The sequence below is a fragment of the Pseudoalteromonas sp. MSK9-3 genome, assembly GCF_003590335.1.
GTDB lineage: Bacteria > Pseudomonadota > Gammaproteobacteria > Enterobacterales > Alteromonadaceae > Pseudoalteromonas.
The window spans coordinates 200128-213351 of sequence record NZ_MIET01000011.1; the positions used below are offsets into that span (position 1 = coordinate 200128).

The following is a 13224-nucleotide window of genomic DNA, read 5'->3' on the forward strand; positions in this document are numbered from 1 at the left end:
GACTAAAAAAGCTTTAAAATTCAATATTTTGAAACATAATTGACACTGGAAGTAGTAGATTTACAATCATGAAAGCTTTTTAAATAGGTTACTTAATTTAAACTTTAAATAGCTCAATCACTGTAAATATTTGGTTGCCAAATTTGCATCAGCATTTCAGGGTTTTCTATCGATTTAAAGCCATATTGGGAATACAGCCCATGCGCATCTTTCGTGGCAAGCACCATTCGCCTAAGCCCCTGTAATTCAGGATGCTTAACGATTATTTCTACGAGCCATTTACTTAAGCCCATTCCTCGATGCGACTCCAGAATAAACACATCGGCTAAATAAGCAAACGTCGCTTTGTCCGTAATTAGTCGCGCAAACCCAACTTGCTTTTCGTAGCGTCGTCCTTGGGATCCCTTTCGCCCAGTAACTTTGAGAAAGAAACTGATAAAAAGATTATCGATTACCCCCTAATAGCTAACCAGAATAAAGAATGGCGTTATTTCCTAAATAATTGAACTTCTTTGGTTTGGTGCGATCAGATCATTAAATGCCTTAACTCATGATACTAAATGAAGAATAAAATTAGGAATTGGTCACAGTACAATCGTGCTTTGGTTCAACGCGGTAACATCAATATTTGGCTAAGTGAGAGTGCTATCTCAAAGTGGCGGAATACCGAAAAATACGGTGCCCGCGGTCGTTCAAATCACTATTCTGATTTAGCAATTGAAACGTGTTTAACCTTAAGGGCCTTATTCCAGCTACCATTCAGGGCTTTAGAAGGATTTGTAAATTCCTTGCTCACAATGATGGATACCTCGCTGCAATCACCGGGTTATAGCTGTTTATGCAAACGCAGTAAAACACTTGATGTGCAATATAGAAAGAGCGCAGGCAAAGGCTTTATAGATATTGTGGTCGATAGCACTGGCCTTAAAGTGTATGGAAATAGTGCAAACGTAAATTAAGCAACTAAAAAGGGGATATTCTGACTGTGACTGCTATAAAAACCAAGGGGTTCATGAGGGATTTAAGTTAAAGTTGGGCATTAAGACAATAGACTTCCGCATGCTTATCCATGAATGTTGGTCAGCATTAGAGAGTATTAAATGTGTTTTTGCGCTAAAGAGCAAAAATGAGAGTACCACTAGGCGCTGGGGCTATGGTGCTCTTCCCTACTGGTCGACTTGTTACTTATTTCTAATTACAGTACAGGCGGTGGCTTTATTAGTCTCCGCCATAAAAGTAATCAACTCACCTCAGTCGAGTTTTACAACCGTCACGCTATGTGGCTGCTCTAACAATGTCGTGAGATGAGGAAGCTCTTGATCGCTGATTTCAACGTACAGTGCGAGCAAACTTTCGCTATCTTGCGTTGCATCTTGGCATTGCAAGTAATGTTGTAGCAACTCAAACCCCGCTAAACCAGACACCCAAATAGAGAAAAGCAACGAGACCATGACTAACAGTAACCACACGCCCGCTGTTAAGTTAAAAAATAGCGCAGCAGATGACACCACGAACAGCGCACAAATAAATGCAAAAAGCTCAACCTTCACGATAGCCAATACATTCTTTGTCAGCCACGTATGCAGTGGGTGTGGTTTCTTCCCGCACAACGCTGATACATCTTCTGTTTTTGCAAATTCCTCAACCTGGTGTTGAATATTGATAAAAGCTGGATAGTTTTGACTGGTTACAAGATAATGAAGCATCTTTTACATCTCATGATTACGTGTAAACATTACTACGTCATTCAAACCGTTTTGGGTCACATAGAGTGGTTAAATTTCAAACTCAAAAAACTTGAAAATTAAAGCCATTATATTTCATAGGTATAATAAAAACGGTCAATAGAACTGTAAAAAGCCGAAGTGTTGATTTGTGACAACAGCCATATTACCTGAACTCGGGTCTTTCTAAAGAGTAAACAAATTGCTACATAAAGCGCATAAAATAAGTGCAATAATCAGAATAAAATTTTTGCAAAATAACATAGTAGTTTGTTGAACTTCCAAAAGATATGCATAAAAATTGACTCTGGCCATGTTACTGTAAATTAATAATATTACAGCTGAAAAAACCTGATGTTAACTAGATAAAGTCAGGTCGCTAATACTCGCTGACATACAATAGGCTAGTTATGAATGTAAAAAATCACTTTATATTAATGTCATATCACAATACAAGAATGAATAAACAGATTTATAGTGTTGCTCAAAATCTAAGTAAAGAGGCGCTCAATGAAAACCGTGGCGCGTTTTTCAAATCAATTATTGGCACGCTAAATCACATCCTCACCGGCGACCTTGTTTGGTTAACTCGGTTTTCACAGTTCTCTGAAAGGTATACAACCTTACACCGTTTATCTAACTTCCCCTACCCTAAGCGTTTAGATGATATTTTATATTCAGACTTTCACTCATTACAGGCCACACGCAAAGAGGTGGATTCATTAATCGAGTTATGGCTTAAAAATGACACAGAAGAAGGTGATTTCGATAACCAGTTACAATATACAAACTCACAAGGTGTTATAAGTAGGCGTGATTTTGGCGAACTCATCAGTCATCTATTTAACCATCAAACTCACCATAGAGGTCAATTAACCACCCTATTTAGTCAAATGCAGTATGATGTTGGCCCAACTGACTTTTTACTTGAAATACCTGATACTCATACTTACATATATACAAAATCGGAATGACCTTGAGATTGACTTACACCATTGAAATAAAAACGAAAGCGGCTCTAACGGGGCCTTGTACCACACGCGTTAATATGCATGTTAAACAGCATCAATTAATAAGATAACTCATTACAATGGCATCAATATCGTTTTGAAGATCTTTAATAGCCAGGTTAATAGCCGATATCTCAGTGTGAGTGAAAGCAGTGTGGCTCAATAGCAAATGAACCGGATTATCATGTACGACATAAGGCCACACTTTTAAGCTCGCGTGATCAAGTTTCGTTTTATAATAATGGGCACTAATTAAATCATCGATAATAAAATCGACTCGACCTTTTACTAACATGGCGATTCTACTGTTCGCGCTCGCAAGACCTACAAACTGGTCTGATAGTCGAGTATCAGACATCAGTTGTCTGATCTCTACTCCATAATACGAGCCAATACTCAAACCTATGGTGTTATCACTGTTTAAAACTGTTCTTAAATTAGTAATGCTTGAGGGCTGTTTTAAAGAGATCAAACGCATCTTTTCTTGACGATAGCTCACAGAGAACGTGCCAAACCTCTCTCGCGATATGGTATAGCTGGTCATTGTTGCAACATCTATGGTGCCTTTTTGCATTTCTTCGAATGTTCGTGCACTTGAGGGCAGCCTAACAAATTTGTAGCACACTTTTGCACGCTCAAATATATGTTGCACAATTTCAACATCTAAACCCGTTGCTCCTTCCTCATCAAATACGGTTAACGGTGGCCAACTTGCCACGATACCAATTTTCTTACATTGCTCGGGTAACATCGCACCTTGCACCGGTGTAATAAGACACATCAGACAACCGCATACAATGAGTTTTACAACAGTCATAAATGGTGACTTTTAAGGATCACATAACTTAATTATAGACGCTTTCGTAAACTCAGAGAGTGTTACCAATATTGATCACAGGCGTATGTCGCACTGCGATGTTTAATTTGGCGATCAACTCAATCAGTAATGCTTTTATCAATACACGTAAATATTATGTATTAGCTCAAACAACTAAACATATAAGACACTTAAACAGTGATGCTAAAACACATATTTTGATGTAAATTGGTAAAAAAAGAGAAATCACGATAGGATTAACGTGCATATCCGTGGGCTCAATGAAAAGGAAAACAAGCACTGCTATGTTTTATACAATAATAACTATACTTCTGATTTTTATAAGCTTTATTATTTTTTTACCTAAGTTTAAAAGTGCGACTGAGCAATATAGCCTTGGTATTAATTTTATTCTGACGCTCATCGCAACATTAGTTGGCGTCCTACTGGCTATTTCAATCACCAATTACGAAAGCGATAGAAAAGAAAAACAAGATGTTATTAAACTACTAAACTCTGCCATAACCGCAGTTGACACATGCCAAGATTACAGCGAAGAACTCATAGAGTATTTTAATAACTTGCCTGACAGTGACAAACTCAAGCAAGAGTTTTATGTTAGAAACCCACTTCCTTACCCCACGTATTTAGATACGCTGCTTATGCAAAGCATCGTCAGTAAAAATTTATCGGGTGCTGCGTTAAGCGAGTTAAATGAATTACTGATCAATTTAAAACGAAGCCGCCAAAATAATTCATCGTTATATCTCATAGCCTTAAGCCAAGCGATTAAAGTGCTATCACTAGAAATTGCGTTCCAAAACCATGAAATAACAGAACATCAGTTAAACGCACAATTAGATAATATTGGTACAATAGCTGACTCAATCGACAACGATAAAAATAAGTAACGTGTCATAGATAGCAGCTTACATCGTATTTAAGGTGCTATCTAATATACCAAGTCGCTTTGTCAGTTTCCTTTAAACAAGACAACTCTGTTTATGCTACCTCCATCCAAATGCCCACTCTTGCTCATCTTTTAAGTCAAACCATTGGATTTCGACTGCGCGCTTTGTTATCACAGCTTCAATTATGCAGTGCAGCACTTGGCCTTCTTCATCAAACTCAACATCCGTGACCATAAAGTGCTTTTCTTTATGCTTAGGTGACACCGCTGTCCATTTACTATTGAGCAGTTTTTTGGGATTAATTTTATGCATTTTTTACTTTTCTTATTAAAATCGATATAGACTCATATGTACGTATTGCCGTCAAAAATAGATCGTAAAACGTAAATAGTTTGATAGGCTTAGATAGCTTTTAAGGTTAAGATCAGGCCTGATTTAAAAAATAAAAAGAACAACAATAATATGCCAACATACATGATAGCTAGAGTGATGATCAGCTTTAGCTGGATATACCATGGTTTATTTCCAAAGTTATTTCATATTGCCCCGCTAGAAAAAGCCATGACTGCAAGCATCGGTTTGTCGGAAGTCGCCTCATTGTGGATAACGAGATCAGCGGGTGTAGGTGAAATAGTATTTGGCTGTTGCTTGTTTGTTTTTTACACAAAGCGTTGGCTGATTTATTTAAACATCGTCGCACTCTTTGCCCTGCTTTTATTTGTTACAATTCTCTACCCTGTTGTTTTAATTGAAGCATTTAACCCTGTAACAACCAACTTATCAGTGATCGCGTTGAGCTTTGTGTTATTAAATGAGGTGAAAGGCAAAAAATAAGGCTGATCTCTCAGCCTTGAATTGGTGGAACGAAGAAATTGTTACGCCGCGTTTTGAGAAGTATGCTGTGACTGACTTGATTTTAGTTTTGGCAATGGGTTTCTTGACCCCACTGCTTCTTCAATTGATGAGAAACCATCGGCTTTTAATAATTTAACAAGCCCTCTGTTAATCTCATTAATATTTTGCGGGCCATCAAAGATAAGGGTTGAGATCATATGCAACAAGCTCGCACCTGAAGTTATTTTTTCATACGCATCTTTCGCAGTAAACACACCACCAACACCAATTATGGTTAGTTTACCGCGAGAGCGGCGATAAACATGTCTTATCACATTGGTAGAAATACGCTGTAATGGCAAACCACTCATCGCGCCTTTATGATAGGGTAACTCTGACTCAATATACTCTTTATTGTGTGCAGGTTTGGCTAAATTAGTTAAAACCACGCCTTCCATTTGATGCTCAATACAGGCATCAACAATAATATTAATTTCATCAATGGAGATATCCGCAGCCAATTTTACATAAATTGGTCGCCCTTCTACCCGGTGGGCGTTCACCGCCGTTAATAATGCGTCCAAATTCTCTTTAATTACAAACGGCTCGCCGTCCTGCGTGTTTGGACAACTGATATTTATCGTATAGTAGTCACCGATGTCTTTGAACAACGACATTGTTTTAGTGTAATCATCAATAGAGTCTTGCAAATCAAATTCAGGGGTCAAGTTGGACTTCGCGGCGTTGATCCCTACTTTGAGTTTGCCAAAATTCACCCCTTTCAGCCGTTTCGAGATAACTTCTGCACCTTGGTTATTCAAACCATACCACACTAAAATCGACTTTGATTTAACCATCCTAAAGAGTCTTTTACCCGGATTACCTGGGCACACCTCTCCCGTAAATGACCCTAACTCAGCCAGGCCAAAGCCGATAGAAGGGTATATTTTGGTTAATTCGCCGTCTTTATCAAATCCAGCCGATAAACCGAGCGGGTTTCTATATTCAATGCCATCTACTGATGTTTTAAGGCTTTTATGCCCGTAATTAAATAACAAGGACGTCAAAAATCGAGTCAAGAAATTTGACCCTAAGAACACCCCTACGCGTTTAAACATATAGTGCGCTTCTTCAGGATCCATTAAAAAGATTAACGGACGAGATAGTTTATATAGGGCCTTGAAAAACAAATTCCTTAGCCCGACGATAAAGCTCATTTTAGCCTCCAGTTTAGTGTGGTTGATATATGATGCTAATTTGAATGATTTACACCTTACACCGACCAAACCTTAATAGCAATCCTTCTCATTTTCATTTATGTTATCAACTAAAACCAAAGAGTCATTATGAAGAATCTAATTAATACGTGGTTGAACAAAACGGCGTATGAAAATAAAAACATCATTACCGTTAGCGATAACTGCCTAACAAATAATTCTATATGGCAAGATACTGGCAAGGTTTATTACGTACTTGAAACACTAAAAATCAGCTATTTAAGTAATTTCGGACACACGACATTTGAAAGCTTGTCGCCCAATACCGCACTCTCACTCATAGAAGATATCTATCACCCCGGCAATTTAAATCTCGCTCCAAAAGTTACCGCTGGTATTACATCACCCGTTCATATCAGTGTGTGTGGAATTACTTGGCAAAAAAATAGCACTCAGCTAAGGATAAAAGCCATTCCAGAAGCCGCAACACTGCGCACGCAAGAAGCAAATTTTGCAAATAGCCAAGCGCTATTTCAACATGGCTCACGCACAGTTGATGTCGCAATTTCGTCGCTCTCTGAGCACCCGACGTGTACAGATTCCTTTAGGTACAACAACATAAACTTAAAACAATTTATAAAACAACTAGAGCACGTCAACAGTTTTTTACCCGCATCATTACAACGAAAGGCGCCAATATGCAGAAACAATTTTAAAAAAATATATAGCGATCATGAAAATACCGTTTTATCAGGGCTAACTGCCATTGATGGCCTTTAGGCTATTCAATAAAATTATTTGTGAACAATGCGGTCATTGACCTGTATTACCTGTTCAGAATTTGCTAAACCTATAATAGAAGAGTGCCTTTGTAACTGAATGCTATGACTGACAGGACCGACCATACCACACAGCCATTTACCTACAATATCAATAGCGCCTGCCCTAGCGATATTATTGCTGTAACCGTAAAAGGGTGCGGCCAGCCAAAAGAAGTGATCGATATGTATCAAAAAATCCAAAGCTTTGCACGGTTACATCATAAAGATAAGCTGCTTCTTAATGTCGTCGATTTAAAGTTACACTATAGTGGTAGTGACATATTGAAAGTGACTAAAGTTATCGAACAGATCCTACCGCATTTTTGTGTTGCGCGTGTTGTTAGCCTAGCAGACTTTAAAAGTGACTTAATTGATTTATTTTCTCATAATACTTCTTTAAAGCTCAAAAGCTTTCACGATGAACACCATGCAATTGAGTGGTTAACATCCGCGTAGTTTACGCTTATCTTGTTCTTCTGAATTGCATCATTGACGTCCCATACTGTACTTTGAACTGTTTATTTAAAGCGTTTGCATCTTGATATCCTACATGCGTACTAATAATATCGAAATTATCGGTTGTCGAGCGCAGTAAAAATTTAGTTTTTTCTAAACGAGCAAGTCTGACATATGCAGACGGTGACAAACCCATATGTTTATGAAAGCGACGGATCAAGGTTCTTTCACTAACGTATAACCTGCGTGCTAAAACGGCGACAGTGAGAGACTCATTGAGCGCATCTTTTATATAATGTTGTAACTCAAGTAACTTAATATCAGAGTGTTGTTCAAAAGCATTGCATACCATAAATGGTGACTGAGAAGTATACGAAGTTGGCATAGCCAGCCAAGCTGTTAATTGTTCACACAGTAGTTGACGATAAAGCCCTCCTTGCATAACCGTTTTCGTAGCTCGCTGCAGCCCAAGCTATTTCTGCTTTGCTCGAAAATGGCCTTGGCTCTTTGATACATATGTAAATGCTCTGCTGTTAGGCTAAGCGGCTGACGTTCATCACTTACTCACTGGAAGTACCGAAGATAGCTTCTTAACGGTTTTAAGCGTTACTTGGTTTCCTTGAGCAAGAGGGCACTGGTGAATTCAATAGGTCAGAGCAACGCTTTATTGCAAATCGGTCAAACGTCAAACAGTGGCAGCGACGAAATGAAAAAACGAGGTAGTTTATTCTACCCCGCCAGAGTTATTTTGTTTAACACACTGGGAGTGTCCATATATGTCAGTTTAAATTCGAATTCGGGAAACGATGCGTACTTAATTACGACCACCTTGGCTTTTACAGAGCGCTTTATAGCGCCCTTTCATTGCAAGTTTCGCTCTAGATGAAAATTAGAAGAATACTATCGATTATTATAATATGCTCTTAGGCAGGGTTGTGAAGAAACAGTAGCACCAACGGTCAAAATTACAGCTCCTAGTGAAATACAAACCATACTGGAAACACCTCCGCCCACCTGCGGCGTCACATTCATTGGTAGTGCATTATTGTCTAATGATAAATCTTTGAGGCTTTTCTTTTTTACTTTTAATCTCATTTCTAATTCCTTTATTTAAATTTACAAACTAAACAATAAAATTAACCTAAAAATTACCCAACTGCAACCTCGGCAGTCTTTTTAATTACATATGTAAAATTTAGGGTGAATTAAGAATAAAGATTTTAGATTATCAGACGCCTGAGGAAGTCTTTTCACTTGATAGTTTATAGTGGTGCACTTGCATGTTGAATTTGGGGGCTACGCATCAATCTATAAGGTGAGTGAATAGCCATTAAGCTTTAACCTGATCATATGCCTAACGACATAAGCTACTTAGCTTGATTAGACGCCCATTACGCGTACATTAATACAAAAAGCAAAGTCGCTTACACCTGGCTAGAGCCTGAAACTAACTGGGGCACTATTATGAAACCAGCCGACTTGAGCCTGTAATTTAAATAGTGCCTTGATTAGGTTACCCGATGAATGTCGCGGCTCTGGCACCCTACTGTGCTCTACTACCTAAATCCTTTTAGGCATATATCCCTGCAACCCCTTAAGGAAATGGAAAAACGTAGGCAGCGATGAGATCGCAATAAAAGAGCCTCACTATGTGTTTGCCGTAAGTAACTCGCTTAACAGCCACATCGACAGACGAAATAAACGGATTTGTTTATTGATTTAGAGTTGGCCATCAATGTATAAAAACGGCCAAAAAGAACATTAGTCCCTATAGACAGAGTTAAGGCTCATATGTGTTAGGCTTCTGTGCTAGAAATAAATGCTGCTTTAGCTTCTTTTGAATACATCTCAATAGGTTCATTCTCTACGGATTTCGATAATAGAATGACCAAAGGATCTAAACTTTTATGAGATGCTCTTATCTGTCCTCTAAGCTCTCTGATTTCCTTAACTAAAGGTACACGCTCTTGGGCGTCTACAAAGCGTTCAATATTATCAATTAAAAACCGGTGAACAAGTTTGTTTCGCGCTTTAAGTGCTGTAGCCAATTTTTGCTCAACAGCACTATCAACATCAACGTGCTTTTTTAATAATCCAATGAGTTGTCCTGCTGTTTTTTTTCATCATCATCAAGTATTGCAGCTGTCTTTTTAAGAGTTAAACCTTCAACTCCTAACTTAGCAAAAAGATAAAGTAGATATGCTATCTGATATTCAAATGATTGACTGTCTAAAAGACCTGCACCAGCTTCAAATAGAACAGGATTTAAGTGCTCTTTTTTCTTTTTTTCAAACTCATCCATTAAATTGATTTCCCTTGAAGCCTAACTATTTAGTATTTATGCAGCACGTTGTTTGTGCTGCATAATCGCTTGTTGGACTGAGCCGCTACCTGCTCGGTGTGTCAGAGTTGGTGTGTTATTTATGCTATGGAAATTTACTTTTAGTTAGTGGCGTAACTTGTCTTATGCCAATTTTATCGGCTTGTCTTTCGTGATTAAGCCGTCCCTGCATTACTCAGTACGTTTATCCTGCCATTAGAGCTAATTTTCGCTGATTTCTCAATGATATTTCCACCACGCACGCTCTTTTTTAGCCCGAACACTTAAGCAGTGTTAACGCGTTGATTCAATTCAGCAAGCTCTGCTGCTAACTCGTTCGTGCTGTTTTTATTATCTCTTCACTAGAATTAACTGTTTCGTTAAATCGTAAGACCCCGATTTTGCATACTTCACAAGACCAGTGCAGGGGTGGAGACGCTGCATCTGCCTTTTTCTGTTTCACTTTACATAGCTTGGGCCCTTGCACCTTTATCAACGCCAACTTTCTCTTGTAACATGCATTGGCTAAAAAACCATAGTGGCGAATTCGCATAAGTCCTTTGGGTAGCACATGCTGTAAATAACGCCGTAAAAACTATCTACAGCTCAGCAATCAATTAACGTTGGGTTTCCTTTAAGTCACACTTATCTAAATCACACTTACTAATTAATTTTCTCTCTTATTGCATATAGATGGTCGAGTAATGTTTCTAATTCATTAAGTAAATCATTTAGAGATTTTTGTGGATTATCGCTGTTTAATGGTGGCATATTTTCAATATGTAACTTCTTTGTTACAAGCGGTCTGTTGCTTTAATTGTGCCGCAAAGACCTGAATTCCAAAAATACTACCTGAAATTCTAGCTATCAGATCAATGCTTTCACCTTGTAAATACTTATATAAGTTATGTTCAAATAGCGACTCATAACGTACTTCGATACGAGCAGCAACTTCAACCAATGCTATTGGTGGTCTATTATTTTCAATACAATGTTTAACGTACCCAACTTTAGCTTTTAGATCTTTTACAATAACAATTGCATGATGAGTTGACTGGACAGTTTCAACTCTGTGTTCATTAGTTTCCAATATGCGGTTATTAATTATCAGCCGGTTAGCAACATTTACAACTAGAAGAGTAGTTAAAGGGGGCAATAAATATTTAGCACCTTCGAATAGATAGTTGAAATCTTTATTATAAAGGCAATAAATAATCCTGAAGAGAACAAGACAGCAGTAGGTTATTAATAACCAAGTAAGCCACTTAATGTCACGAACAATAGTTTCATACTTTTTTACTAAATCTAAAATCATCAAACTACCTAGCAGCCCTGATTATTTAATATTTATGCAACACGTTGTTTGTGCTGCATAATCGCTTATTGGACTGAGCCGCTGCCTGCTCGGTGTGTCAGAGTTGGTGTTATTTATGCTACGGGAATTTGCTATTTACTTTTAGTGGTATAACTTGTCTTACGCCTATTTTATCGGCTTGTCTTTCGCGCTTAAGCCATCCCTGCATTACTCAGTACGTTTTATCCTGCCATTAGAGCTAATTTCCGCTGATCTATCAATGATATTTTCACCACGCACGCTCTTTTCTATCCCGAACACTTAAGCAGGTTAACGCGTTGATTTAATTCAGCAAGCTCTGCTGCTAACTCGTTCGCGTCAATTTCATTGTCTCTTCACTAGAATTAACCACTTCATTAAATCGTAAGACCCCGATTTTGCATACTTCACAAAGCCAGTGTGGAGGTGGTGACGCTGTTTCAAACTTTTTTAGTAATAAGTGACATCTATTCAAAAGTTAATGCTGGTCATCGATTTACGTTGGGTGTCTTCTAAATTTTCCTTATCAGCTTGACTAGCAGATTAAATTTTATTGCGAAGGTATTGATTTAGTTCGGTTATATCAACACTATAAATATTCATAAGGCCATTATGAATACTTTCTTGCCTCTGTAGCAATTCATCATAATTGTTAACAGCTTTCACCTCAGGGTTTTTATCACTTGAGAAAAACAAGGTATTACCATCCGCTGATAGAATAGGGTCTGAATCCATCCTACGTGAATTGATTTTATCGCCTAGGTTTATCGGCTTTCCCCACTTACCATCTTTTTGTTTAACTGATACATGTAAATCATAGTGGCCTAAACCACCAGGCCTCATGGACGTGAAAAACAATAATTTTCCGTCTGGTGACACCTCGGGATCTGCATCACTGGCCGTGGAATTGAGCTCTGTAATCTCAGTTGGTGCTTGATATCCATCTGGGTGAAACTTAGAAATAAAGAGATCAACACCACCCGTCGTTCCTTTTATCACCGATGAAAAGTAGATATCTTTATTGGTGTGTACAGTCGGGTAGACCACATTGTGATCTCCGTTAATTTTTCCTGGCACTAATTCGGGCTTACCAAATTTATCGCCATCATAGCTTACTTGCCACATTTTAAAGATATCTTTTGCCGCACCTTCTACCGGCCTTCTGGAGGTAAAATAAAATGTGTTACTGTCTTTGGAAAAATACGGGTTAGTATCGTGAAATTCGCCACTAAACGGCAGCAACGTTGGGGTTTGCCAAGTATCCCCCTGCTTGTTAGAAATAACTAGAGCGCTGTGTGCGAATTGGGCTAAAGCTCTAACAAACGCAAACTTTTTGCCATCTGGTGACAAACTAGCACCATACTCAAATTGATTAGTGGATACTGTGTTTGGTGCAAACAAACTCGGTTCTAGATTGTTTAAAGTCATCGCCAATTTTTCATCGGCTTGTACAAGCCATTGAGCAGAGATTGCTGAAATTAATAACCCTATTTTAGCGACTTTTTTATGCTTTATCATTTAAATACCCTTCTTGTTTAAGCTCACTTTATTTTATTTTTAATAATTGTGTGTGTTGAATAAAAATGCTTGGAAAACAGCCCTATTCTAAACATTATATTATCAAAGCACTTTTACTGATAAATTGTTATCCCCTTGAGTTTTTATAACCTACGAACATCTGAAATACTCCAGTAATTTCTTTACTCATCACACTTAAACCGTTTACTATGTTTTTGACGGCTTACTAAACCTGTATATAGCTCCTTCTCACGACTCATCAC

At 38.1% G+C, this 13224-nt stretch carries 16 protein-coding genes and 2 pseudogenes; 6 read left to right on the top strand and 12 right to left on the bottom strand.

What is annotated here, in order from left to right:
* Nucleotides 1–113: 113 nt before the first annotated feature.
* Nucleotides 114–432, bottom strand: a pseudogene (locus tag BGP78_RS04660) (GNAT family N-acetyltransferase); the annotation flags it as partial.
* Nucleotides 433–560: 128 nt separating this feature from the next.
* Between BGP78_RS04660 and BGP78_RS04665 the strand changes: the two are divergent.
* On the top strand, nucleotides 561–959 hold the full coding sequence (locus tag BGP78_RS04665) for a transposase (RefSeq protein ID WP_119860319.1): 399 nt from the start codon (nucleotides 561–563) through the stop codon (nucleotides 957–959).
* Nucleotides 960–1250: 291 nt separating this feature from the next.
* On the opposite strand, the gene BGP78_RS04670 is transcribed toward BGP78_RS04665, so the two are convergent.
* Nucleotides 1251–1706, bottom strand: coding sequence for a hypothetical protein (locus BGP78_RS04670; protein ID WP_119860320.1), 456 nt, complete (start codon nucleotides 1704–1706; stop codon nucleotides 1251–1253).
* Nucleotides 1707–2134: 428 nt separating this feature from the next.
* Between BGP78_RS04670 and BGP78_RS04675 the strand changes: the two genes are divergently transcribed.
* Nucleotides 2135–2698, top strand: a complete 564-nt coding sequence (locus BGP78_RS04675) for a DinB family protein (protein WP_119860321.1) — start codon at nucleotides 2135–2137, stop codon at nucleotides 2696–2698.
* Nucleotides 2699–2789: 91 nt separating this feature from the next.
* Here BGP78_RS04675 and BGP78_RS04680 read toward each other — a convergent pair whose 3' ends face one another.
* Nucleotides 2790–3551, bottom strand: a complete 762-nt coding sequence (locus BGP78_RS04680; RefSeq protein WP_259386162.1) for an ABC transporter substrate-binding protein — start codon at nucleotides 3549–3551, stop codon at nucleotides 2790–2792.
* A 305-nt stretch (nucleotides 3552–3856) separates the two neighbouring features.
* On the opposite strand from BGP78_RS04680, the gene BGP78_RS04685 reads away from it, so the two are divergent.
* Entirely contained in the window at nucleotides 3857–4462 is a 606-nt protein-coding gene (locus tag BGP78_RS04685) for a hypothetical protein (RefSeq protein ID WP_119860322.1), read from the top strand.
* A 96-nt stretch (nucleotides 4463–4558) separates the two neighbouring features.
* Here the strand turns inward: BGP78_RS04685 and BGP78_RS04690 are convergent, their stop codons facing one another.
* Nucleotides 4559–4774: a TIGR02450 family Trp-rich protein gene (locus BGP78_RS04690; RefSeq protein WP_119860323.1), complete on the bottom strand. Its 216-nt coding sequence runs from the start codon at nucleotides 4772–4774 to the stop codon at nucleotides 4559–4561.
* 150 nt (nucleotides 4775–4924) lie between these two features.
* Here BGP78_RS04690 and BGP78_RS04695 point away from each other — a divergent pair, with 150 nt between their 5' ends.
* Complete coding sequence (locus tag BGP78_RS04695; RefSeq protein WP_119860324.1) at nucleotides 4925–5296, top strand: DoxX-like family protein; 372 nt, start codon at nucleotides 4925–4927, stop codon at nucleotides 5294–5296.
* Between the two features lie 41 nt (nucleotides 5297–5337).
* On the opposite strand, the gene BGP78_RS04700 is transcribed toward BGP78_RS04695, so the two are convergent.
* The gene (locus tag BGP78_RS04700) at nucleotides 5338–6513 is read right to left on the bottom strand and encodes a quinone-dependent dihydroorotate dehydrogenase (RefSeq protein WP_119860325.1); all 1176 of its coding nucleotides are present in this window, start codon (nucleotides 6511–6513) and stop codon (nucleotides 5338–5340) included.
* A gap of 129 nt (nucleotides 6514–6642) precedes the next feature.
* On the opposite strand from BGP78_RS04700, the gene BGP78_RS04705 reads away from it, so the two are divergent.
* Both BGP78_RS04705 and BGP78_RS04710 read left to right on the top strand, forming a co-directional pair.
* Entirely contained in the window at nucleotides 6643–7293 is a 651-nt protein-coding gene (locus BGP78_RS04705) for a hypothetical protein (RefSeq protein WP_119860326.1), read from the top strand.
* Between the two features lie 104 nt (nucleotides 7294–7397).
* The gene (locus BGP78_RS04710) at nucleotides 7398–7790 is read left to right on the top strand and encodes a hypothetical protein (protein ID WP_119860327.1); all 393 of its coding nucleotides are present in this window, start codon (nucleotides 7398–7400) and stop codon (nucleotides 7788–7790) included.
* 7 nt (nucleotides 7791–7797) lie between these two features.
* On the opposite strand, the gene BGP78_RS04715 is transcribed toward BGP78_RS04710, so the two are convergent.
* The 7 genes and pseudogenes from BGP78_RS04715 to BGP78_RS04745 form a co-directional block, all read right to left on the bottom strand.
* Nucleotides 7798–8232 carry a helix-turn-helix domain-containing protein gene (locus BGP78_RS04715; RefSeq protein WP_119860328.1) on the bottom strand — a complete coding sequence of 145 codons (435 nt, stop codon included), beginning with the start codon at nucleotides 8230–8232 and terminating at the stop codon, nucleotides 7798–7800.
* A gap of 458 nt (nucleotides 8233–8690) precedes the next feature.
* On the bottom strand, nucleotides 8691–8885 hold the full coding sequence (locus tag BGP78_RS04720; RefSeq protein ID WP_119860329.1) for a hypothetical protein: 195 nt from the start codon (nucleotides 8883–8885) through the stop codon (nucleotides 8691–8693).
* Between the two features lie 701 nt (nucleotides 8886–9586).
* Nucleotides 9587–9838, bottom strand: coding sequence for a hypothetical protein (locus BGP78_RS04725; protein WP_119860330.1), 252 nt, complete (start codon nucleotides 9836–9838; stop codon nucleotides 9587–9589).
* 38 nt (nucleotides 9839–9876) lie between these two features.
* Nucleotides 9877–10092, bottom strand: coding sequence for a hypothetical protein (locus BGP78_RS04730; protein ID WP_119860331.1), 216 nt, complete (start codon nucleotides 10090–10092; stop codon nucleotides 9877–9879).
* Nucleotides 10093–10606: 514 nt separating this feature from the next.
* Nucleotides 10607–10705, bottom strand: a pseudogene (locus BGP78_RS23040) (transposase); the annotation flags it as partial.
* A gap of 180 nt (nucleotides 10706–10885) precedes the next feature.
* Entirely contained in the window at nucleotides 10886–11425 is a 540-nt protein-coding gene (locus BGP78_RS04740; protein WP_119860332.1) for a hypothetical protein, read from the bottom strand.
* A gap of 561 nt (nucleotides 11426–11986) precedes the next feature.
* A complete protein-coding gene (locus BGP78_RS04745; protein ID WP_119860333.1) occupies nucleotides 11987–12961 on the bottom strand; it encodes a PD40 domain-containing protein in 975 nt (324 codons plus the stop codon).
* Between the last annotated feature and the right edge of the window lie 263 nt (nucleotides 12962–13224).